We start from the raw sequence: 25,474 nt of genomic DNA on the forward strand, positions 1-25,474 counted from the left end.
CATAGTTCAAACCGGCATTCTTTACCTCTCGCCTCTCAGTTCTCACCTTCAAAGTTTGTCTTCTTGTCTTTCATTTCTAAGCAAAAAGAATCTTATTCAACATGCTGATGCTTTCATCTACCCAGTCGGAAACGCCATCCAAATCGTTGCCGCTAAGCATAGGAATATCGTTATCCATGATGTTCTGGAAAGTACCTTTCTCATCGATAAAGTATCCAGAGATGTTCTTCGAGGGGATAATGTATTCCTTGCTGATAATATCCTGCTTCAGCTTTTTCTCCTCTATTATGGCAGCTGCCAGTAAGACATTCACCACTGACATTACATACGGACTGTGGGTAGTTACGACGATCATGCTTTGTTCAGAACCGTTCTCCAACGCCTTCTTCAGCGAACGAACAAGGCTCATGACTACAAGCTTCTGTGATTCGGGATATAGATTCTGCTCGGGCTCTTCAATAAACAACTGAGCAGACTGATATTCGAGCCTTCTGTGTGAGTGACCGTTATCAGTATTGCTTATCTCATTACGTTCACGCATAGACAGTGAAGCATTCTTTCCGACACGTTCTGTGATGTAGTTGACCATCACATCCAGGGGCATCACACTCTGCATACCACTAGAGGCATAGAAGGCTGGCGTCTCTGTACCGTCCTCACGTAAGAGAACATCGGCACCTGACCTGTTAACATAGCTAAAGCCACCGGTTGCTGACAACCGGAATGGGTGTTCGCTGGTATAAGGACTCTTGGCTTCGTCCCACTCGTAAATGAAATTAAACAAGACGTCCCTTTCTGTGGCCTTATAGGTCTGGTCCACATTCTGAATAGCTGAAATCAGATTTCTCTCGGCAGGGATGTAGCTCAACTTGGTGTTAAACCTATTCTCTGCAAATGATTTCTTTCGCACAATCTTTACGTTGCCATTCTCGCCTTTGTACTCTATAGTCAGGTTGTCGCCATCATACAGCAACTCTGTCTCTTGGGTAAAGTACTCGTCGTTTAAGCGATGGAATTGCTTCAATTCTTTAATAAACCGATTGTCGTGAGTGAACAAGTCTATCATGTCGTCGGTAGAGACCATGATCTTCTTCTCTAGCCAGCGGCAAAAACAAAGCACCTTCATGAAAGTACTCTTACCGGCACTCTGACGGCCTATAAGAACAATCAGGGGTGTCAGCTCAATTTTTGTCGAGTCCACTATCGGACCAAAAGATTTAATATGCAACGACGTCATACGATAGTATCGCTTGATGTGAGATCTTTGAGAATTAGAAATATGTTTTGCAAAAATACTAATTTTATTTAGATATGAAAGAAAAAGATTGTGACATTCTCTTTATTTTATGCATTTTTAGCGGAAATGGTGGCTTCGGTTTTCAAAAAGAAGTATATCGTGGGAACAGAGGTATAGAGCAATAAAGTTGCGACTTACTCAGCACTTGGAAGAAAAACTCTCATCTTGCGGCAAAGCCGCACCCCTCTCACTTTTCCTTCTCTCCCGATAGCTCTTTGGTGTCTCATCGAAATGTTTGCGAAACTCCTTGTAGAAGGTGGACTGCGTATCATAGCCCGTTTTGTACATCACCTCAGAGATGGTCATGTGGGTAGAGGCGAGCAGGCGTGCCGCCGTTTTGACACGATAGTCCTTGATGAACTCCTTGACGGGTGGCAACTGGGCTGTCTCAAACTTGCGGTAGAGGTTGCGACGACTAATCTTTAGGATGTTGGCCAGCATCTCGGCATCCAGGTGCGAGTTGCCGATATGCTTATCGACGGCCTCGGTGACCTCTTCGAGGAAATCGTGTTGCTCTTTTTCGATGAGTGATTCCGTAAAACTGCCGTTGACCATTTGCGACTTTTCGCTGTTGATGATCATCTGCTGCAGTTGTGCTGCTTCCACCTCTTGCTTGCGACGCTGCTGTTGCCACCAGCGATGCAGCAGATAGCCGACGACAGCTGCACAACACAAATAGAGGGCGTAGGCCCACCACGTGCGGTACCAGGGTGGGGTGATGATGATATGAAGCAGAGCTTCGCCACTTTCCTTGCCGGTGCTGATGTTGCGTGTCTTCACATACAGCGTGTAGTGGCCCGGTTGCATATCGCTAAAGGTAAACTGGTTGCTATGGCCGTTGGCTGTCCACTCGTCGCTGGCAGACAGACGATAATAGTAGTCTAGCATGGAACCGCCCAGATAGTCGTAGGTAGCTACGCCAATGGTGAAGAAGTTCTGCCGATGGTCCAGACGTAGGGTGCTGACCGCTGCTTCTGGATCCATAAAGTCGTTGATGTCCTGTTGGATGCCTTGAATGCTCAGGCGGTTGAAGTCTATCTGCAACTTGTTGGCGCAGGGCGTTGCATGGGCATTGTAGCTAATGGCTGCAAGACCATTGATGGAGCCGAAAAGCAGCGTGTTGCCTGCATGGTAGGCTGCGCCGTCGCAATATTCCTTGAACCCTGGGATGGTGTTGCTGTCAACGACCTTGATAACGTCGCCTTGCAGACTAAGGGCAGCCAGACCAGCACTTGTTGAGGCCCACACCTCGCCATGACTGCTCAATGTGAAGGCATGGATGGTGTTGGAGGGGAGACCGTGGCTGGTGTCTATATGTTTGACGGTGCCTTTATGGTCCAGGATGATGATGCCGGCACTGGTGCCTATCCATAGGTTGTTGGCAATGTTTCTCAGAGCGAAGACGTCGTTGATGTTGGGTGTCTTCTCGGTATCGCCGAAGGGCACATGCTCCAAGATGTCGCCCTTCAGTTTGTAGAGTCCCTTTCCGCGATTGCCGAAAAGCAGATAGCCCTGTGGCCCTTCGGCCATGCAGAAGAAGTAGTTGGACGACATGCTGCCGCCGTCAAGACGGTAGGACTTCACATCGCTGAGTTCCGGTTGTCCGTTCTTCTCGTCGATGTGTGCACTCACGATGCCGTTGCCCAGTGCTGCCAGCCATAGCCTACCGTCGCGCTCGGCCATGGCCATCACGTTGGCGGCATAGCCCGGCAGTGACATTCTGATAAAACGCTGGCTCTTTCTGTCGTAGCAACTCACGCCACGGTCGTGACCTATCCAGATGTGCTGTCCGTCTTTGCTGTCCAGTATGCTGAAGATGTTGCGACTCTCCAAGCCCGGCGTAGCGTCGTTGAAGTGGGTGCCCTGTGGCAGCGACTGACTGTTGGCGGTGCTGAAGTGCGGAACACGGAGCAGACCATCGCCCTTAGAACCAACCCACAGCGTGTTGTCGGCATCGAGCAGCAGGGCGCGGATGGCCTGTTGCTGCTTGGTGAAGATGCTTTTGCCCGTGTAGGTGCAGTAGGTATATGCCTCGTCGCTCAGCATCATGGCGCCTTCGCCATCGGTGCCTATCCAGACGATGTCGTTATAGCGGTCTTTGGTCAGGCAGAACACGCCTGTGTTGATGTTCAGGTCGGTGATCTTCGGTGTGTCGTCAGGACCTTTCGGCAGCACAACGCTGATCATGCCGCCCGTGCCAAAGGCCATCAGCAGTTCGCCGTTGAACTCCACAATGTCGTTGATGCTGCCTCGCGTGGCCAGTTCGTGGCTCAGTGAGAACAGTTTCTGAAAGCGTCGGGTGGCGTAAGAGTAGGTCAACAGCATGCCCTGATCGTCGATGATATACTCTCTGTCGCCAACCTCTACGGCAGTACGGATGTTGGCAGCCCGCTGGTGGTATCGCCCTATCTGATACGTGCCGTCGGCATGGCGCAGCAGTTCGTAGGTCATGATACGGTTGTTTTGGAATACCAGCACTTGGTGGTTGGTCACCACATAGTCGCATGGCCAGGGTACATTGTCGCCCAATCCTAAAGAAAGAGAGTGGAAGTTGCCGTCGGATCCCATGTAGCAAAGACGTCCGTTGTCAAGAATGAAGCCGTCGCCCTTGGGGTTGCGCTTCATCTTTCTCAGTCCGGCAAACTGAGAGAAGAATTTATTCTCCTTCTTGTATCGTGTGAACACGTTAAGACCATAGTTGGTCAGCACCCATGTCTGGTTGCCATTGACGCACATCACGTTCTCGACAACACGTCCACGGATGCTATTCTTGCCATGGGTGTCGGCACTCCACACGCGTACACCATCGTAGCCATCGAGCCCGTCGAGGGTGCCAAAGAGCATCTCGCCACAGGGTTTTTGTTCTACGGACAATACAAAACTATTGGTCAGTCCTTGGATGTGCTTGATATTATAGGCACAGGTTGACTTTAGGACGCATGCCAATAGGAATAAACCATACAGCCTTCGTCGCATCTTACTATTTAGTTCAAGCTTTATGTATTTAGCTTTGCAAAATTAAACATTGTTTTTCGGTTGTACGAATACTCCGGGTTTATTTAACTTTATTTAGATTGCTATCAGTCCTACAGGCCGTTCTTTGTCATATAAAGATGTCAAAGGATGATAGACCTGTGTTGAAGACGTATGGCGCATGACCACCAGAAGAGCGGTGGGACATAAAGAAAGAGCGTGCACCGCTAACAAATGCGGCACACGCTCTTGATATAGGATTATGGATGATGATTACTGTTTGTTGTGCTCGTCAACCGTGCTCTCCCAACCCTTGTTCTGAACACAGAGATGGTTGCGGTTCAGCTCCTCCTGAGGAATGGGCAGCAGCGACATGCGCTTAGCAAAGATACGGTGCTGCTGTACTACGCGCTTGTAGAACTTTAGGTCGGTAGCGGTGTTGCTGCCATAGAGGTTGTAGCCATACAGGTCGCCACCTTCACCACCCTTGTGGTAAGGAGCGTAGATCCAACCGTCGGTGAGTTCCTCGCCATTGGTGCGCCACTTACCTTCGGCCACACCCCAACGACGAACGTCGTAGTAGTACTTGTTCTCGAATGCCATCTCGATGAGGCGCTCGCGATAGACTGCCTTCAGCACCGTGGTCTGGTCGTAGGCAGGCAGCGCGATGCGGTCTTCGCCACGAGCACCCTTGGTGTCGTCGCTGGCATTGACCTTATACTCTGCCACACCGGCACGTGCACGGATGGCATTGACGGCCGTCAGTGCTTCCTCCAGTTCGCCCAGCTCGGCGCAAGCCTCGGCATAGTTCAGGTAAACTTCGCCCAGACGCAGCAGCACACAGTAGCTCCAGCCGCCCAGTGCGCTACCATACTGACAGCTCTTGCGGCAGATGGTACCGAAGACGGGATAGTCGTGTGTACCAGATGAGTTAGGACCAGAGTTGCCCGAGTAGTTCATCTCGCTGGGAGCGTTTTTACCATTGCCAATGTTCCAAGGACGATTCTGGAAGGTGATGCCCAGATAGAAACGAGCCTCACGGTCGTAGAACTGCTTCATGATAGGATGTGCGTTCTGCATGGTGAAGTAGTTGTAGCCAGAATAGGGATCGTTGTAGGTGGTCTTACGCAGGTTCACCAGTGCGTTGGTGTATTGAGTCTCGTCGCCATACTCGTCATACGTGAAGTAGTCGGGGTCTTCCTCGATGCGCAGACCCTTGTTGGTGAAGTAGAGGTCCACGAACTCCAGGGGCACGGTGTAGGCACCGGCACCGCCGTCAACAGTTCCGTAGGGAGCGGGCAGCGAACCACCATTGTTGCGCGGCACCATGGGATAGGTGTCGGTAGAGTTCTTGGTGGTGCCTACGATCATCTCCTCGTTGTCGCTGTTGCCGATGCAGGCATAGAGAACAGAGTTGTAGGGACATGACTGATCAACCGAGTTGACCAGCTCGCCACTGCTGTTGCGCAGCACCAGTCGCCACTGGCCGTCGTCGATCAGTTCCTTGGCAGCATCGCGGGCGTCAATCCATTTCTGGTTGTCGCGAGCTTGGGGGAACAGCTTCTTGCCGTCGGGATTAGTAACGTCGGCATAGAAGGGATCGCCATTGAACAGATAGCTGGCGCGGAACAACAGCACCTCAGAACGGATACCGCGAACAGTCTCTTCGGTGAAGTTGCCGGCATACTGACGAATGAAGGTGTTCTCGCTGTCGTACTTGGTCAGCAGGTCGCCACTGCTCAGCACATCGTCGAACTCGCTGAGAATGTAGTCGAAGCACTCGTCCACGGTGCTACGCTCTTCCATCATGTTGCCCAGGTCGTCTTCTACACCGTTCACACGGTCGCCAATGATTGCCACAGGACCGAAGTGCTTCATCAGACAGAAGTAGAAATAAGCTCTCAGTGCACGGCACTCGGCTTTGGTGGTAGCCTTCTCAGCATCGCTCAGAGGGTCGCACTCGTCCACATGCTGCAGGTACACGTTGGCATACTGAATGCCACGATAATAGTTGGTGAACATGTCGGCCACCCAACCAGTAGAAGGCGACAGCGTACCGTTGATGATGTTCAGATGCTTACCATTACCACCATCGCTCCAAGGCTGATAGCCCGAGAGTGAGGCATGTAGCATCATACCGTTGCTGGTACCTCCCTGATAGCGGGTCTGCAGGGTGTTGGGGATATAAGAATAAACGTTGGACAACCAACTGAGAGTCTGCCCACGGTTAGAGAAGACATCCTCGAGCGAAGTGGCGTTGTTGGGCACGTCGTCGAAGTAGTCGTCGCATGAGCTGAGTGTGAACGCAGTCATGGCGGTCAGCAAGACTCCAAAGCAATATTTCTTTGTTTTATTAATCATGATTATCTATATTATACTGTTAGAGGTTGAAGTTGACACCAATAGAGAATGTGCGTACGTTGGGATAAGAGATACCATTGTCGGTATTCAACTCGGGATCCCACAGCTTGAATTTGCTGAAGGTGAGCACGTTCTCGCCCATCAGGTAGAAACGACCACCGCTGATGAAGGTGTTGCGAGTCCATGACTTGGGGAAGTAGTACGAAATGGTGAACTGCTTCAGGCGCATGAAGCTGAAATCGCGTTTCCACCAGGTGCTGGTCTTGAAGTTGTTGATGTTGTGAGGGTCATTCTCACCCCATGCCAGTAATGGATAGAAGACATCAGTATTCTCGGGATCGTCTGCACTCCAGCGGTCGGCAATGTTTGAGTAGAGTGTACCACCGCCCGAGGTAGAGGTGAACGGACGGATACCGTTGCCGCGCAAGATGCGTTCGGCGTCAGCCACACCCTGGAACAGGATGCCAAGACCAACGTTCTTCCAGCGCAGGTCGCCACCGAAACCGTAGTAGATGCGTGGCACGTCGCCACGGCTGATGCATACCTGGTCGTATTCGTCAATGTGGCCATCGCCGTTCATATCCTTATACATGATGTCGCCAGGAGCCACCAGCTCGCCGGGATAGGTCTCACCGAACTGGGTGATGTTGCGATCCTTGATCTGCTGGTCGCTGGTGTAAAGACCTTCGGCTACGTAGCCCCATTCAGCCAGCACGTTGTGACCGCGGCGGTCCAGCCAGGGATGTGCGGGATCGGCCTGAGCATTCTCGATGACTTTGTCGTCGTTCATGGCCATGTTGCCACGCAATGACATGTACAGGTCCTTGCCAAACTGATGGTGGTATTCGAACGATGCCTCCATACCCTTATTCTCTACCTTACCTACGTTGGCCGAGATATTGGTGGCGAAACCTGCAGAGAGGGGCACGTTGTCGCGCGATACGAAGATCTTAGAACGGTTCTCCTTGAAGAGGTCCACGATGAAGGTCAGCTCATTGTCCAGGAAGTTGATCTCGATACCCAGGTCCTGCTTGTGAACCACAGACCACTGTGGGGTGTAGCCGTAGCGGTTGAAGCCCAGACCATCGTTGCCCCAGTAGCTGCTATACTTACCGCCGTCGCCCGTTCCACCAATCTGTGTGAAGTAGGTGAAGCGACCGTCGGTAGAAGAGTTACCTACTTTACCGTTAGAATAACGAATCTTGAAGAACGAGATGTACTTAGAGATGGGATCCCACCATTTCTCGTTAGAGGGTACCCAACCGAATGCCACAGCAGGGAAGAAGCCGAAGCGATGGCCTGGCTCGAAGTTCTCAGAACCGGTGTAACCACCGTTGAGCTCTACGAAGTAACGGTTGTCGTAGTCGTAGGTCAGACGTGTAGAAAGGCTCTGCTGTTTGTAGGGCAGAGTCTGCAACAGGTCGTTGTTGTTGGCATCCAGATAGCTGCGCATGTTGAACAGCAATAGACCGGTGACGTTGTGGTAGCGGTTGAATGTGCGACGATAGTCGAGAGCACCTTCAAAGTAGAATGTACGATACACCCACTTGTCGGCTGTCACGTTCATGGAGTTGTTACCACGATATTGCTCGGTGAGCAGCAGCATCTCTGGACGAGTGTCCAGCAGTGGCGTGGTGGTATCGTTGCCGTTGCCATCTTTCACCCACAACAGGTTGCCGTTCTCGTCGGTAAGCTGAGGATAGAGGCTGGTGTCTTCAACCCACACACCATTCTGCTGACGACCGGTGGGCTTCCAGCTTGAGTTGCGCACCTGGTACTTCAATGCCTGAGTGGCACGGAAGTCGAAGGCCACCAGTGCACGGGCTGTCAGACCCTTGCTCCAGTCAAAGAAGCCTAAGTCTTGCGTCAGCTTCAGGTTGGTGTTAATCTGTGTTTGGTGCTGCGTCTGATAACCACGGCGCGTCAGTGTCTCCCAAGGAGAGTCCAGGCTGTAGTCGTGGGGTGACGAGCCAGGGCTGCGACCATCGGCATACTGCACGGGGAAGATGACGGGGTTGGTGGTCATGGCACGGCTGAAGATGTCTTTCAGCGACTCGTGAGGATAGTTGCCGCTGGCCAACCATCCGCTGACACCCACGTCCAGATTGGTGGTCTTGGTGGCCTTCAGGTTGACGTTGGTCAGGAAGTTATAACGGTTGTAGTCAATCTCAGAGCTGAAGTCCTGTGAAGGATCGTCTTTGGTCAGACCCTTCTCGGTATAGTACGACAGAGAGATGTAGTAGCTGGCGTTGGGCGCACCACCACGGATGTTGACGTTGGCACGACGGTTCCATCCATACTTGTGATACATCTCGCGCATCCAGTCCACATTAGGATACAGGTACTTGTTGATAGAAGCGGGCAGCTTGCCGCCATTGCCGTCAATCAGTCCCTGTTTGTAGGTCAGCTCATCGGCAGTCAGAGGCATGCCGTTGGCAATCTTTGTGTTGATAATCTGGTTAGCACCATAGTAGTCGTAGCCACGGCTGGTCTGATAGGCCTCGTTCACGGCATGCATGTATTCAATACCATCGACCAGGTCGGGCACCTTGGTCAGCGAGGTGATACCCTGGAACACGTCGAAAGAGAACTTAGGCTTGCTCACCTCACCAGGCTTCGTGGTGATGATGATGACACCGTTACCACCACGTACACCATAGACAGCCGTAGAGGCTGCGTCCTTCAGCACGGTGATAGACTCGATGTCCTCGGGCGACAGGTTGTTCCAGCTACGCTCGATACCGTCCACCAGCACCAGAGGACCCTCGTTGCGGTTGGTCAGCGTAGAGATACCACGAATCCAGATGTCTGAGTCGTCTTGTCCGGGCACACCGGTACGCTGTACCGATACCACACCAGCCACACGACCGGCCAGCACAGAGGTCATGTTGGCAACAGGTGCCTTCACATCGTCCATCTTCAGTGTGGTCTGTGCACCCAGCACCGAGATCTTCTTACGCGTAGAGTAACCTACTACGGTTACCTCGTCGATGTCGTTGACTTGCTCGTGAAGGATGATATCAATCAGGGTCTTGTTGGCCTTGCGCTCTTCAGCCTTATAGCCCACATAGGTGGTGGTAATGATGTCACCCTCAGAACAATTGATGGTGTACTGGCCGTTGACGTCGGTCATTACACCATTTGATGTGCCTTTCACTTGTACGGTGACGCCAATGAGCGGTTCGCCGTTGACGTCTTGTACGCGTCCCGTCACTTTGATGGGACCTGCGAGTGCGCAGGTCACCATCATTGTGGCAAAGAACGATAGCAGCGTTTTTTTGATACAATCTGCTGTTATTCTCATATTTACTTACTGTTTTTCAAGTATAAATTATTATTTAATCACTACCTTGTTGCCATTCACAACATAGACACCCTTCTTCAGGTTGCCCTTCATCTGGCGTCCGTTCAGGTCGTAGATGTGCTTCTTGGCAACAGTTGTTTGCTGTCCGTTCAGTTCAACAATGCCGTCGGGGTTGTTGTTCTCCTCTGACAGGGTGAAAGGAACGTAGCCGATGTTCTTCAGAACAGGATACTTGTAACCAGATTTGGTGTCGAAGGTCCAGATGTTCTCGAAGTCCCATCCAATGTTTGTGTAGGTGCTCTGCTCCTCCAACGTCTGTGTGGGAACGTCGGTCTGATATTCTACAAAACCACCCTCGGCAGTCTCGTTGCTGAAGGGCCAAGGATTCTCGGGTACACCTACGAGGTCCTGGAACTGGTTGGCAATGTTGTTGGTGAAGGTAATCTTACCGTTAGGCGTGTCGCCAGCACCATTCTTTCCGATGAACGAACCAGCGTGGCTCCAGTTGTTGGAAGAAGACCAGATGTCGCCGATAGATACACAACCCTCGATGGTGATTTCGCTGTTGGCTACATCGACCAAACCAATGAAACCACCGGCGCAACCGCGGAACACGGCATCCATCTTACCATTGTAGTATGTGTTGCGGATGGTTGCACCCTTGTCAAGTGTACATCCGAAGATACCGCCAATCTGCTGGTTAGCAGTCACCTCACCCCATACATAGCAGTTCTCAACGGTAGCATTCACACCGTCGCCGGCCAGCAGAGCAACGTGGTCGTTACCCATAACCTTACCAGTCAGTGCTACGTTCTCGATGGTGCAGTTCTCTGCACGGCCGATGAAGCCGATGTGGTTGGCACTCTTATTGGGCGAGATAACCTGGAAGTCCTCGAAGGCTACGTTTTTGATGATACCACCGTTCACGTTGCCAAAGATACCCTTGTTGTCGCCGCTGGCTACGTTTACGGTAGCGTTCTTGATGCGGTGTCCCTGTCCGTCGAAGGTACCAGAGAAGGCATTGCCATCGTTGAAGAGACCCTCGAACTCAACGTCCTTCATGTCTATGTCGGCAGTCAGGAGAAACTTGCCTGAAGGCATCTTCTTCATGTCCTTCAGATCTTCTACTGTAGAGATCTCGGTAACAATATCGTTGGCAGTTACGGGGATAGAGAAGCTGTTCTCACCAACCACGGTGAACAGTTCGGCCAGGCCGCTAGGCATGTTGGCCTGGATGGTCAGTGTACCCATGCCGAGGAATACGCCATTCTCGTCAGAGCAGTAGAGCTTGGTGCCGTCAACCACGTCAACCAGGTTCTCACCTTCAGTGATTTTGATGTCAAGAGCCTGACCCCATGAGGCGTGAACCTTGGTCAGATCCTTGAACTCAGAACCGGCCTCATAGACCAGTGCAGAGTTGAACTCGTCGTCGATGATGCGAGTCTTCAGTGGGGTCTTCATGATCTTCAGTATGGGGAACATCTTTCCTTCGGCGTTAGGCAGGAAGGTCCAGGTGTTCTCGAAGTCCCATCCCAGTGTAGTGGTATAGAAAGCCTTGGTGCGTGCGGTGTTGTCGTCGATCATTGCGCCCTGCTCGTTGTCTGCGCTGCCGGAAACAGTGCTGAACGAACCGTTGCAAACGGTAGAAGCCATCACGTAGTTGTTAGAGAGCACGGTGTTGTTGCGCTTAGACTGTGCAATACGTGGGGTGTTGGGATCGCCACCATTGATGTGGGCAGCTCCAGAGAAGCAGTTCGTGATGGTGGTGGGATAGGTGTCAGAGTCGATCAGAGAGATGAAGCCATTATTGCAAGAGTTGTTTCGCAAGTCTTCGGCGGTACCGCTGAACAGACAGTTCTTCAGTACGCCACCGTTGGCCACACCAACCATACCGCCCGACTGGTACTGACGGGTCTTTACCTGTGCATCAGAGATACAGTCAGAGATTTCGCTCAGAGCGCCGAAGTCGTTGCTCATGTCGCCGGTGAAAGAACCTACGTGGTCGCGACCTTCGATGTATGAGTTCATGACGAAGATGCGACGAACGATACCGCCATAGACGTGACCGGCTACGGCACCTACGTTCTCGTTACCTACCAAGTAGGCATCCTCGAAGCCCAGGTCCTCGACAAGGGCGCTGCGGGTGGTAGAGAAGAGACCCACGTTGGCCTGACCGGAATTGTCGAAGCGCATGCCACGAATCACGTGACCGTTACCATGCAGCTTACCGGTGAACTCGGGCAGTGGGGTGAACTCAACGTCTGTCAGGTCGATGTCGGCCACGATGTCGAACTCGCCACTGGGGTTCTGTTTCAGTTTGGTCAGCAGGTCGTCGGCCGTCTTGATGTCGGTATCCATGCTGTTGACAGTGATGGTGTAGCTCTTGCTGAAGCCTTTGATGTAGTCGTCGCCCTCGGTAGAGATGGTAACGACGGCCTCGCCGGTGGTCAGAGCTGTTATTTTTGTACCATCAACGGCAATCACATTGGGGTTGCTGCTGCTGATGGTCACCTGACGGTCTAAGGTAGAGAAGGGAGCCAGATCCACAGAGGTGCCCTTGAAGAACTCAGGCAGGCTGTTGTGAACCACGTAGTCTCCATCGAAAGGCACTGACATACCCTGCAGTATAGGGAAGCGGCCGTCGGCCATATCCCAGGCGTCCTCGTTCCAACCAATGGCTGTGTAAGTGGCTTTTTGCTTCAGTTCAGCCTCGGTCTTGGGAATACCATTATATTGACTCTGCTTGATGGTGTCCAGTTTGCCACCGGTGATGTCTGCACCTGTGCGGATACTACCAACATAGTAGCGTGTGGGCTCAAGAACCAAGCAGTTGTTCAATACTGATTTGGGGTCTGGGTCATTGTTACCAACAATGGCATGAATGTGATAGTTGGCAACACCGTCAGCTACACCCAGAGAGACAGGTGCAGCCACACAGCCATTGATAGTACAGCTGCCAGGACCTTCCTGCAGACCAACGATGGCGCCGCAACCATTCCAGCTGTTGCCGGCATACACCTGACCCAGGAACAGGTTGTTGGTGTAGCTACCATCGTAGTTGTCGCCAGCAATACCGCCAGCCTGATAGCCTGAGCTATAGACCGCCATGGTGCTCAGACAGTTGATGATCTCTGTGCCGTTGCGCACGTCACCAGCGATACCACCCACGTGGTCGTGGCCATAGGCTACACCCGACGTGAAGCAGCTTTTGATGGTGACGCCCTGGGCGTTACCCACGATGGTACCTACGGCCTTGCCGTTGCCGTATTGTCCAACTTCAGCGTTGGTCAGTCGAACATTCTCGATGATGGCACCGCTAGCCGTACCGAACAGGCCAAGGTTCTCACCGCCGCCGATACGGAGACCGTTGATGGTGTGGCCCTGTCCGTTGAATGTTCCGCAGAATGGATTTTGGGCATTGCCGATAGGTGTCCATTCTTCACTCAGGGTGATGTCGCTTGTCAGCACGTATTCACCCGTTAAATCATTAGCCATTGCCTTCAGACCTTCAGCGGTGCTGATTTCGGTCTGTGCGCTGGTTCCCAGTGATGCCAGCAAGACAAGTGCTAAACCAAAGGATTTTTTTAGTCCATGTAATGATTTACACATAGTTTAAAGATTAATAATTAATTAATGATATGAAGCAAAAAGTCGCTTTGCGTTGGTATGTAATGTTCCGTTCTTGCTTTGAGCGGTCAGGTAGTAGAGATAGATGCCTTCTGGCAGCATGCCTCGCCAAGTGAGCTGTTGGTCGCCGGGGCCGACGCAGTAGTCTTGTTGACAGACCTGCCTACCGTCTATGGTGGTCAGGTGCAGCGTCAGCTTGTCAACGCCTGGCGGCACCTGACAGTGGATGTGTGTCATGCCGGCGCAGGGGTTGGGGGTGTTGCCATATAGCAATAGGGAGCGGCGGTGGTTGGTGTCCGCCACTGTTAAGTCTTCTATGCTGAGTGTGCTTGCGGGTGTGCCAAAAACGGCAAACTCGTTGATGCGTGTGGTAAAGTTCTGCTGTTCGCCCTGTGTAATCTGCAGGCGCACGCGACTGGTGGTGAATGGTGTCACGCCGCGCACTATCTTGTTCTCGCGGTTGGCCGTCACTACATCCACGTCTACCCATCTGCCGCCCTCGTAGCGCTGCAACTTGCAGGCCTTGGTGATGTAGTCGCCAGCCTCGTTGCCGGCATTCAGCACCATCCATTGGCAGATCTGCATGGGTTCACTGAATCGATATTCCAGATAGGGCGTTTGATTCTGGTTGCCGCTGACGCACCATTTGGTCATCTCGTCGTTGTCGGCAGCCATCTTGCCTGCTTCGTTGTTGTTGATTTGCTGACTGGCTGCAATGGTCTGTGGCTCCAGTCGTTGACCACAGTGACCTTCTTCCAAGTAGTCCAGCTCCTGATAATTAATATAGGTGTTGAGTGCTGTCAGCGGTGTGATGTCGTCGCTGGGGTTGTCTGACGTGGTGGCAGCCAACAAGTAGAGGGTGTTGTTGGTGGGCAACTGCAGTGTCTGGGCGTGTTCGGACAGGGCCAGTGCGTACTTGTAGATGTATAGGAAACGATAGGCCTCGTTGCTGTTGCCGCTTATGTTGTGGCTGTGTGTGGTGCAGAGGGCTACGTCTTGTTGGCGATAGTGGGTGCCGGTATTGTAGGGCGAAGCCAGCTGACCTGTCACGCCACCATAGTAGGGCACTTCGATGTGGTAGGTTTGACCGTCAATCTTTATCTCGGCCATTGCACCGTTCTTGTTGGTTGAGGCCATGAGCAGGTATAGCTTGCGCCCTTTAGCCGTTGTGAGGTCGATGGTCTGCTGGTTGCAGCGCACCGCATTCTTATCGCCACCTGCGCGACTGCCCATGGTGAATGCCACACCACCCGTGGTCAGCACATCGGGTATCTGCTCGGCAGGATAGGCCTGGTCGCTGATGCCCAGCACGTCGTTCTTCTTCGAGTCGTAGCTCATCACGTCGGCATTGTAGGGCAGGGCGATGGCTGTTGAGGTCTCGTCGGTTGACGAGGGCTGCACGCTGGTCGTCTGCAACTTCACGGCAAAGGTCTTAGGTTGGTATTTCTCGATGTTGAAGACCAGCGTACGACCGTCGTAGGTGGCTTCGCCAAGTGATTCTTCCAGTCCGTTGACCTCACGAGCCGAGAGGATGTCGGCGGGGAATGTCATGCTGACGCGGTCGTGGTGCTGTCCGCTCCATTCATAGACGCGTACAATCAGCTCGTCGCTCTCCTCGGCTTTCTTCACAGCCTTCACCGATACCTGGTCGGTGCTCAGCGAGACGAGGCTGGCCTCGGTATTCAGCGTACCGTCGTGTTTCGGCGCAGTGAACGCCAGCAATGGCTGGTTGAGCTGTGCAGCCGCCATCTGTGTCTGCTGGCTCCATGCCCCGTCGTGGGGGAAAAGGGCGTAGGTGAATAGGTTCACACCTAAGTCCTGATCGGCCTGGTAGGTGTAGTTGTTGCCTGTAGATGGCGTGTGAATCAGGGTCAGTCGAAGGGTGTAGTCGTCGGGCTTGTCCCAACCATATTTACAGTCGTTGAGAATAGACAGGCCATAACTGCCGTCGGTGGTCGAAAGGTCGGCCCACTGGTGGCCTTGCACCTCGTATTGGTTGCTGTTGCGGTTGCCACGCTCGATGGTGCCCAGCGAGAGGTCGTAGGTGGCTTTCGGGGTGCCGAAGGGTGTCTTGAAACAGGCTTTCAGCATACGTCCACGCGACTGCCAGTCGGCCTCGGTGTCGATGTCTATGCGGTTGTTCAGCGCGTTCATGCGCACATACTGCACAAACGTAGAACCGTTTTTCTCTCTGACCACGCGGAAACTCTTGCGCAGCGGACCGTCTTCGGCCAGTTCGATGGTGACATTCTCGTCGACAAGCTCTGGTTGGCGCTGTATGTCGGTATAGGAGATTTCCCACGAGGGCCATGCGTCTTCATGGTCGTAGATCATCTGCAATTGCGAGCTGGCGAGCAGGTTGGTGCCTGTGGCCATGTTGATAAGCTGCATGGGGTTGCCCGTGCTAGAGAGTGTCAAGCGGTATTGGCCGTTGGACAACTGGCGGGTGCGCTTGCTGGCCTGCAGGTCGGATGTCATGGACGAGGCTTCGCCCAGTCTGACGTCGTAGGTGGCGTAGCCCAGCGAAGGTACGGTGGCGGCAAAGATGAACGTCAGTTCGCCGGTGGTCTCGTCGTAGTGGCTTATCTGTGAAAGAACCTCGGTGCCGTCTTTGCAGAAAACGGCGATTCCATCGGGTTTCTCGTCGGTTTTTAGCTTGCCTTCCACAATGTCTGTACGGGCGAACGACAGAGGGTTGAAGACAACCACTGGTAGTCCTTCTGTCTGTGTGTTCATCCTGCTGACGATGCTGCCTGCTGTTGTGGCCATGGTCTGTGCCAGCGATTTGTTGACCAGCACGTAGTCGCCTACGGAGTAATAGTAGGCGTTGGGGATGCTGGTGCCCGTGATGCCGTCGTGGTGCGACTGCCATAGATTGCGCACCCAAGCCTCGTTGATCTCTGTCTGTGGGTAGGCTTGAACGCCCAACCACTGGGCCAGCGAGGCAGCCTTTTCACAGGCGTCAGCCAACAGCTCGTTCTTGCGGTTCCAACGTTTCAGCATGGTGCGCGAGGTATAGGCACCTACACCGTGCGTGCGCATGGGCAACTCACCATTCTTTACGTGATATTTACTGTTTTTGTGCAGGTCAAGGAAGTCGAAGATCTCATCGGGTGTAGCCATCTTGACGGTGGTGGCACCCTCGGTCTTGGCGCTGAGGTTCAGCCAATAGGGGGTGTTCTCACCTTGCTGCGAGGCATTGTCTTGCAGACCGCCGCCACGGTCGCTTCGCGGACCGACATAGCGAATCTCGGCAGCCACACCATATTTATTATAGTTGTTGGCAATGATGCTTGCCATCTCGCTGTCGGTGGCCATGTTCTTGTTGTATTGCTCGTGACTATCGTAGGCACCGGGCTTATAGATGGCATACACCTGCGAGCCATCCACGCCTTGCCAGATGCCGAAGGGCGGCAGCTGGTCGTAGTCGGCCGAGCCCCATGCCAGCTTAGCGGTGTGGAAACCTTTGAAGCCACAGTGGTGCATCAGCGAGGGTAGGGCGTATGAGAAACCGAAACAGTCGGGCAGCATCACGTCGTAGCCACCGCGCACGCCAAACTCTTTCTTAAAGAATTGGTTGGCATAGAGCCAGTTGCGCATCACGGACTCGGCCGACGGCACCATCACGTCGTTGGCATCCACCGCGCAACCGCTGATGTGCCAGCGCCCTTGGGCCACCTGCTCTTTCAGTTGTGCATAGAGATCGGGGTAGTATTCTTTCATCCACATGTAGCGGATGGCTCCTTCGTGATTGAAAACAAGATTGGGATATTTGTCTAGTAGTGTGAAGTTCTGTTGCAACGTGTTGCGCACGTACTCATTAATAGTGGTTCGCACGTCCCAGTTCCACTGCGTATCTAGGTGCGCATTGGAAATGAAGAAGAGCGTGCCATTAGTAGTCTGACCCAACATGCCTTGGGGTATGGCCAATAGAAACAATAATAACCTAATTAAGGTTTTGTGTTGACTCATTATTACTATTTAGCGATTTTTAGTTTTTTTTCGACCGCAAAGTTATGCGATTAGGAATTAATTCGACTTTCCGTTTGTGCCAAAGTTGTTTCCGTTTGTGCCAAACGCGAAAAATTGCGATATTTCTGACCTGTAATTTTTGTTTTTCGCCCATTTTATCGCTAAATTTCCATTTTCCATTTCTAACGTCTTTGTTGAGGAAAATAGCCCTTTTGGTGGGCTTAAACCTACACTTTTCCTCACTTAAAGCATCCGTTTTATCTTGCAATACCTTTACTTTTAGTTTGATTCTAGACCCTAGATTACCCAATTCTAGGCCCTAGATGAGTCCATTCTAGCCCCTAGATCAATCATTTCTAAACTCTAGAATGGTCAATTCTAGACTCTAGAATCATTTCATCTAGACTCTAGATTTATCATTTCTAGACTCTAGATTGCCACCAAAAGTAATACTATTGCACGCCTATTCCTTAACTCTTATCTAATAATAGTTGTCCTTTTATGCCTTAAAACTGCCACTTTTTCCTATTATTTCTTTTGTTCTTCACTTCTTTTTTTTCGTCGCTTGGCCTTTTTGAATAAATTCAAGCGAATGAATAGTGGCCCACTGACGGAAACGAGTAGCCCGGATGCTATTGACACGATATCCCACACTTATGATGGCATCGAGGTTGTAAAACTGAGTCATATAGTTCTTCCCATCAGAGGCAGTTGCCGAGATTTTCTCGGTAACTGAATCCTTAACCAGTTCACCGCTTTTAAATATGTTCTTCAGATGAAGTCCCACATTGTCCGTTGAGCAGTCAAACAGCATACCCATTGTTTTCTGGGTACACCACACTGTTTTGTCCTTATAGTACACCTCTACGCCTTGTCCCTTCCCTTCTATCTGAAAGATAAGGAACTCAGCCGTGCTATTTCTTATTTCCTTACGTTTTGCCATATTTACATAACGTGTTATTCCTATTCTAAAGTTTTTCAAACATAATCAGCAGAAATCCCCATGATTTAGAAAGGCATCTAATGTCTCCGGAGGTAATTCGTCCGTTGTCAATGGACGAATTTCGATATGTTCTTTGCCGCCTACAGGAATGATGCTGTTTTGTAAATCGTCCGCTGACAATGGACGATTCTCGAACATACTGCACCATGCCTCATAGAAGATGCGCATACGTTTGATGCTGGTCTCAGAGAAACCCCTTAGTCCAGGTAGTTCCTGTTGCAGCAATTCTGAGATAGTGCCAATAGCATTGCTGCCCCATCTTGCAGCTCTGCTTTGGGCGGAAATATACCCGCCAATAGCATAGTAAAGAGCCAACACTTCCTTGTTTACTAAGCGTGCTGCACGATAGCGACTTTCCAATATCGCCTCTTTAATTGCTTTTACTGCCTCAGCATACGTCACTGTTATTTGTTTGTATTTCTCTCGACTTTTCGTAACTTTGCAAGAATTCTCAGCTTTTCTTTATATAAAGGCAATTTGGTGGATTGAAGAAAATCTGGGTTACGAATTGGCAACCGTACTCAACTCCACATTTTGCTACTTGCTTAACACATTTGAACTGACTGCGGCATCTTTTGTGGCACCTGCCAAAAAGGTGCGTATTAGGCTACGTTCTATTACCCAATGACAATGTGGTTTCAAGTTTTCTTCTATCCTAAATTATCCCATTCTCCTTTGTCACCACCCTTGCGACGTATCCTTTTATCACGCAAGACATCGATAGCCTTTCTCACCAGACGCCCACTTCTTCCAAGTGCCTTAGCCAGTGCTGCCCTGGATATAGAATGATTCTCTTGCCGCTCCAAAAGTATGGATTTTCCTTAAAACATGCAAATAATTCAATGATTTCTTTGGAAGTTCGGAAATTATTCGTATCTTTGCACTCAACAAGCTCACCCCGCTTCTCGTCAGATCAGCGCGCTCAGGGTGAGCCTTTTTATTTAATAGAATTATGCCCAAGGTTCCCTATCCGAAACAAATCCAGACTTTTGTCAGTCAGATTGGCATCCTGAAGCAACGTGGTTTGGCGTTCGCTGACGAGGCGGCAGCCGAAACATGGCTGCACCGTGTGAGCTACTATCGCATGAGCGGTTACTGGTATCCATTGTTAGCTGATCGTGTAAACCACACTTTTAAGCCGGGTGCTACATTTGAGCAGGCCGTTAGCCTCTATGAGTTTGATAGTCGTTTGCGCGAGCTTGTATTTCGAAATATCGGACGGATTGAGGTGGCAGTGCGTACGCAGATGGCTTATGTGATGTCGATGGCTAAAGGCGGCACGTGGTTCGCTGATGCATCACTATTTAACAATACCGCGCAACACGCCAAAATGCTTCAAAGCATCGCTGATGAATACCATCGCAGTGACGAGCAATTTGTACGGGCCTTCAAACGGAAATACAGTGACCCCTTGCCACCAAGTTGGATGACGCTCGAAGTGACATCGTTTGGTACCATGTCTATACTCTATCAGTATTTGAAGCCAGGTATTCCCAAGCGCGACGTGGCGGCTGTTTTTGGTGTAAGCGATACGGTGTTTGCCTCGTGGCTTCATACTCTGGTCTATGTACGTAACATTTGTGCTCACCATGCGCGTCTGTGGAACCGCACACTTGGCATTCGTCCACTGATGCCGCGTCATCCTCATGGAACCTTTATTGCGCAGCCTGCAACAGGTACACAGCGTGTCTATTTTGTACTTGCCATCATTCGCTATTGGCTGAACGTCATAGACCCTCAGAATACGCTGACGCAGGATTTGCAGCTACTCTTCTCCAAATTCCCGAGTGTTCATGCGGGCGCCCTTGGTTTCCCGCAGAACTGGGAGCAGGAACCATTATGGCAATAATCTCCATTTAGGGCGGAAGGTAATACAATAATTAGGCGGCGTTTGGCTCTCAAATGCCGCCTATTTGACTCTAAATGTTTAAAAATTCTTAAAAAGTTCCACCTTATTATTTATCATTAAGAAAGATTTCTTAATTTTACAGAAGACTATGCCAGTCCATGCAGCCTTGGTTATACAATGACTGGGGCAGAAAGGACAAGGGCGGGTCGAAATAACATCGATGGAATCCTGAGGCCGACGATGCCGTTTCTTGCTTAGGCAAGCGACCATAGGTCGAGCGGTAGGGCAGGCTGATGGGAAAGGACGTTTTCTGAACGTTACCTGTTTGTGATCTTCAAACTTCGCAACTTTGAAACCACTTCACAGAGGTAATGCAACGAAGCGTTCGCGTGGGTGTATTATATCCCGGCTATTCGTTGCTATCATTTTATTTTTGATGGAAACGTCTACGCTGAACTATATAATCACTCGGCGTGGGCTGGCTTGCGTTGCTTATCCTTGAAGTGGGGGCAATGCGAAGGCCTGAAGATCAGGGATAGGCGCGGAGGAACAAACTCCCACGTCTTTTTTTGTTTCCAAACCTAAACATAAGTATTAACGCTGAATTGGGGATGTTATAGGCTTACAATTAAAGGCTTGTGCAATGTGGGCACTCTATGACATTCTTTATTACTCTTTTAGTAGTGTAATCTGGGGATTACTGATAGCTATTGCTTGTATGGCTTTATTTGTATTCCTCATCAAGGGTTGGTATAAGGATGCCACATTCTCACCTGTCAGTTACATCGTAGGTACAGTCTTATTCCTGCTCCTTAGCTTCCAGTGCGTCTTGATTGTTGGCTCACTAAAGATACTCGACACTACAGACGTTTATGAACAGGAGATTTCGAACATTGTGAATAGTACTTATGATGCAACAGACGAAATCACCATGGGACAGGCCGACGATATCATTCAAGTATTCATCGAGCGTTTTCCTCTCCTACAATATTATATAGGCGGAGGCGAGTTCTCTGGCTATACAGCCAAAGAACTGCCCCATGCTATGGCAGATACTCTCCGCTCTTTTATGCGATGGTACATTTTCCGTCGCATACTGTGGTGTCTTGGCTTTGTAATTGTGGGTGCCATTTGTGTCATTCGTAGCATGTCAAAACAATATAAGGGCATTCGCTCAAGGCCTGCTATCAGCACAGAGAGGAGACGTGTTAGTAGGAGACCAAGAAGATAATAATACTAAAACAAAAATCAATATGAGTACAACAAGTTTTTGCAACAGCAACCACATTTTGGTTGGATTAGGTGGAACGGGAGGTAAAATACTCCGTGCCTTCAAGATGAGAATGTTCGAAGAGTTCCCTACAGATGAAGAGCGTAAGAAGCAACCAGTAGCTCTTCTCTATGTTGACTCTACTGAAGAGATGATGCCACAAGATGGCAAAGCACGTCCTGACTTCCGCGTAATGGGCCAGGATGCTTCATTTACTCGAAATGAGTTTTTGAACATTAAGGCAGTAGACGTAGAGCACATCTTAGATCATATAGGAAACTACCCCTCTGTAAAGGGTATCGTTAACAATGTGTCGGCCGTGAAGTCTGCTATCGGCTCTTTGGGTCAGGCTGCAGGTCAGAAGCGTAGGGCTGGTCGTTTGCTTTTTGCAGCAAATGCTGTAGGCTATGTAAACAGCCTTCGCGACGCATACGCACGTTGTGAGAAGATATCAGGCGATGCCAGCAACACCAATGTCCACATCTTTGCAGGACTTTGTGGTGGTACAGGTTCTGGTTCTATCATAGACGTGATAGTTCAGAGTCGTAAGGCATTCCCCGATGCCAAGATTTCTGTGTATGCCATGATTCCTGAGATGAATCTCCCCAAGAGCGATATGGATCAGGGACGCTATTACCAGAATGGTTATGCTGCTATGAATGAACTGAATGCCTTACAGGCTGGACGTTGGTTCCCGCAGGATGTTACCGGTGGTGGAGAGGCCAACTATTACAATGATCGCGTAAAGGGCGTAGCTGATGGATTGACAATTTATAGTAATGTTAACGAGAATGGCCTTACAATAAACTCTCTTCAGGAACTGCCTAAAATTGTAAGTGATTACATATTCGCTCGTTTATTCTTCATCAACGAAGAGGATCAGGTGAACAGTGATATGATTCGAGCTTACAATTTTGAGAATATGGATGATTTCGCACTAGAATATGACGAAACCGCCAATCCCGGGCCTGATGGTCGTATTCCTGTGGCTCGTACGAAGAAGGTTAATTCCTTTGGAATTAAGCGAGTCATGTATCCTGAGCTTCGTGTTTTAAAGCATATCACATATACTGTAGGAGAAAGTGTGCTATATCAGTTCAAATATAACAACTGGCGTGAGAATCAAGGTTATATTAACGAAGAACGCAACAAGGACTATCGTAAAGACTATCTGAACAGTGATAATATTCAGAAATGGATGCTTGATGATCTTCATCTCACCTATGAACTGAAAGTACTGGAGTCGGACACAGACTATCCTCGTTTCAATGATTACTGGCATGATAAGGCTATAGGCTATGCTGAAGAAGCCAAGAAGGCTGACAATCCGCTCAACGAGCTTGACAATATCATGGGAGAGTTCTATACAAATCATTTCCGTGAAGAAGGTGTGGAAACATTCTTTACTGGCAAGGAAAGAGCAATACCCGAAATTGCCAAAGAGATTCGCCATAACGTTGAGAACGAACTCTATGAAAAATGGAAGGTTGGTGATGTTTCTATTGTGGAACTTCAGAAAGTATCAAAGCTCTTACTAGAGAAAGTAACAGAGATTCGTGCCGATTTAGAGTCAAAATCCAAGGAAGAGAAAGAGAATTTCGAGGCTGTTGATCAAGACAGAAGCGACAACGTAACAGAATGGAGCCGCTTAGGCATCCTTCAAAGAATGGTGGGTGCAGGTGCTCGCAGATATGCAGAGCATCAGGAGATTTTGACAGACTACTACACTTCGAAGACAATGCTTGTCGCTTGGGAGTTCGCCAAGAAACTGGCAGCCCGTATTTATGTGGAATTAGGCAAGATGGATGCAGACATCTCGGCATTTGGCCAGAAGATTAACGATGCCATCGATGAAACTGAGCGTTTGGTGACTGCACAGCGAAAGTTCAACAAAGGTTTGGAAGACATGAAGGGAGCCATCATCGAAGTAAGTGAGGATGAGACTATGAGCGAATTTGAGGTTGAACTCAAGGTGGATAAAGTTGATATGCCAAATATTGCCCGTCAGATTCGCGAGAGTGTTTTGCCAGAAGGTGATTTTGTTAATTTTGGAAGACTGGCTACTGATATTAGCGTAGATGATATCAAGGATGCATTCGACATCAAGTTATCACAGATAGTTAAGACAAAGCATGATGAGAAAGCTGAAAGCGACAAGAAGGTGCTTGGTCTCAACATCCTTACTCAATTGCAGCAGAAGTTAAAGACTGAGGATGATATTAAAGCATTTGCATCCAAGATTGTTAATCAGAGCGGTGTATATCTGAAACTTAACAACGACCAGATCCAGCTCCATCTCCGTAATAATGAAGGCAATCTGAGTCCTACCAACCCGGCAAGTATCAATAAGAAGACCATACTGGTTTCTATCCCATCACCAGATGACAATGAAGGACTCAAGAAATTTGCAGATAAGCTTGAAGACGCATTTAAGAACTCGTTTAATCAGAGCACAGCGCGTACAACGATTGTTGTTAATCGTAAAAGTCCACGAAAAGATGAGTTATCTATTATAACGGTAGCATATTGCTTCCCAATCCGAGCCATTGATTGGATGAAACCATACAAAGAGCGTTATGAAAGATTCCTGAATACGGGTAACCCTGCAACAGATGCAGGCAATGCCATCCTTCTTCACAGTGAAGGCGACGGTTCACAACTCCCATCGTTGTTTGCAGTTGATAATGCAGAAGAGATTGCAGCTAAAGCTGCACAAGAGGCAATGGCTGCACAGGCTGCAACAACTCAGCCCCAGGCTGGCCCTGCCGTACCGCCACCAATGCCTGGTGCTGCCCCTGTACCACCACCCATTGCACCACAGCCCGAAATAAAACTCTTCATCGCAGTTGCAGGACAGCAGTATGGTCCTTATAATATGGATATGTGTAAACAGATGGTTCAAGGTGGTCAACTGACGCCTCAGAGTATGGTATGGATGGAAGGAATGCCTGCATGGGCTCCCGCAAACCAGGTTCCTGCATTGCAAGCTCTATTTGCTCCTGCTGCCCCAGCCATGCCACCATTGCCTCCAACAGGTGGCCCGACCCCTCCACCAATGATGTAATAAAGTATAATGTATAACAGAATAAAAAGAATACGATTATGGCAGAAAGAAATACAGACCGTATACGTTACAGATATGGTATTTGTCTGAACGACAATTGTGAGAAATGTAAGTCAAAAGAAGTACAGGAAATACCTGCACGTAAGGAATTCGTTTGCCCTGAGTGCGGTAAGCCTTTGCGCGAATGTCCTCCTCCAAAGAAAGGCGGCAACACTAAACTTATCGGCATCATTGTAGGTGTCGTAATCTTGCTGGCTATCATTGGGTGTATTATCGCCTTTAGCGGAGGTAGTGAGGAAAAGCCTGTTCCAGCACCTGTACCTGAGGTAAAGGAGAATACTGACAGCATCAAGGCTGCTCAGGAAGCTGCAGAACAGCAGCGCATCAAGGACAGCCTCGACGCAGTTGCTGCAGCAGAAGCTGCTAAGAAGCAGGAGGCGGAGAAGAAAACCGAGCCCGCCCCTGCAACACAAAAGCCAGCTAAATCTGCTTCAGGTTCAAAGAACCTTGGCTATGCAACCTTCAAGGGTTCTTGGCCTAATGATGTGAATGGCCGCATGGTGTTCACCTCTTCACATGTCATTGACAGCAAAGACCCCAAAAAGCGTGTGGCAGAGGCTGGTGACTATGTGATTGGCGAATGGGCTGACGGGCACCTGGTTCAGGGTATCTGGTATGGCTCCGACAATCAGGTAAAGGGTAGTGTAATTATAGGAAGATAATAATATGCAAGTCTTAAACCGCAGCATCATAG

At 50.1% G+C, this 25,474-nt stretch carries 11 protein-coding genes and 1 pseudogene; 4 read left to right on the forward strand and 8 right to left on the reverse strand.

Annotated elements, in window-relative coordinates; genetic code table 11:
- Nucleotides 1–76 precede the first annotated feature (76 nt).
- The 8 genes and pseudogenes from T433_RS0104495 to T433_RS14620 form a co-directional block, all read right to left on the reverse strand.
- Nucleotides 77–1,237 (reverse strand): AAA family ATPase, encoded by a 1,161-nt coding sequence (locus tag T433_RS0104495; RefSeq protein WP_027455014.1) that lies wholly within the window; start codon nt 1,235–1,237, stop codon nt 77–79.
- Between the two features lie 198 nt (nt 1,238–1,435).
- A complete protein-coding gene (locus T433_RS0104505; protein ID WP_081778361.1) occupies nt 1,436–4,273 on the reverse strand; it encodes an AraC family transcriptional regulator in 2,838 nt (945 codons plus the stop codon).
- A 270-nt stretch (nt 4,274–4,543) separates the two neighbouring features.
- On the reverse strand, nt 4,544–6,631 hold the full coding sequence (locus T433_RS0104510; protein ID WP_044109206.1) for a RagB/SusD family nutrient uptake outer membrane protein: 2,088 nt from the start codon (nt 6,629–6,631) through the stop codon (nt 4,544–4,546).
- A gap of 19 nt (nt 6,632–6,650) precedes the next feature.
- A complete protein-coding gene (locus T433_RS0104515; protein ID WP_052356985.1) occupies nt 6,651–9,935 on the reverse strand; it encodes a SusC/RagA family TonB-linked outer membrane protein in 3,285 nt (1,094 codons plus the stop codon).
- Nucleotides 9,936–9,965: 30 nt separating this feature from the next.
- Nucleotides 9,966–13,544: a M26 family metallopeptidase gene (locus T433_RS14610; protein ID WP_044109209.1), complete on the reverse strand. Its 3,579-nt coding sequence runs from the start codon at nt 13,542–13,544 to the stop codon at nt 9,966–9,968.
- A 21-nt stretch (nt 13,545–13,565) separates the two neighbouring features.
- Nucleotides 13,566–17,534: a glycoside hydrolase family 38 N-terminal domain-containing protein gene (locus T433_RS0104525; protein ID WP_155808373.1), complete on the reverse strand. Its 3,969-nt coding sequence runs from the start codon at nt 17,532–17,534 to the stop codon at nt 13,566–13,568.
- Between the two features lie 547 nt (nt 17,535–18,081).
- Nucleotides 18,082–18,477, reverse strand: a pseudogene (locus T433_RS14615) (virulence RhuM family protein); the annotation flags it as partial.
- 45 nt (nt 18,478–18,522) lie between these two features.
- Nucleotides 18,523–18,939, reverse strand: coding sequence for a DUF1016 N-terminal domain-containing protein (locus tag T433_RS14620; RefSeq protein ID WP_027455020.1), 417 nt, complete (start codon nt 18,937–18,939; stop codon nt 18,523–18,525).
- 550 nt (nt 18,940–19,489) lie between these two features.
- Here T433_RS14620 and T433_RS0104545 point away from each other — a divergent pair.
- The 4 genes from T433_RS0104545 (at nt 19,490) to T433_RS0104560 (ending at nt 25,442) form a co-directional block, all read left to right on the forward strand.
- Nucleotides 19,490–20,386: an Abi family protein gene (locus T433_RS0104545; RefSeq protein WP_027455021.1), complete on the forward strand. Its 897-nt coding sequence runs from the start codon at nt 19,490–19,492 to the stop codon at nt 20,384–20,386.
- 718 nt (nt 20,387–21,104) lie between these two features.
- The gene (locus T433_RS0104550; protein ID WP_027455022.1) at nt 21,105–21,617 is read left to right on the forward strand and encodes a hypothetical protein; all 513 of its coding nucleotides are present in this window, start codon (nt 21,105–21,107) and stop codon (nt 21,615–21,617) included.
- Between the two features lie 22 nt (nt 21,618–21,639).
- Complete coding sequence (locus T433_RS0104555; RefSeq protein WP_027455023.1) at nt 21,640–24,720, forward strand: tubulin-like doman-containing protein; 3,081 nt, start codon at nt 21,640–21,642, stop codon at nt 24,718–24,720.
- A gap of 38 nt (nt 24,721–24,758) precedes the next feature.
- Entirely contained in the window at nt 24,759–25,442 is a 684-nt protein-coding gene (locus tag T433_RS0104560) for a flagellar basal body-associated FliL family protein (RefSeq protein ID WP_027455024.1), read from the forward strand.
- Nucleotides 25,443–25,474: the final 32 nt, after the last annotated feature.

The organism is Xylanibacter brevis ATCC 19188 (assembly GCF_000621725.1).
GTDB classification, from domain to species: Bacteria; Bacteroidota; Bacteroidia; order Bacteroidales; family Bacteroidaceae; genus Prevotella; species Prevotella brevis.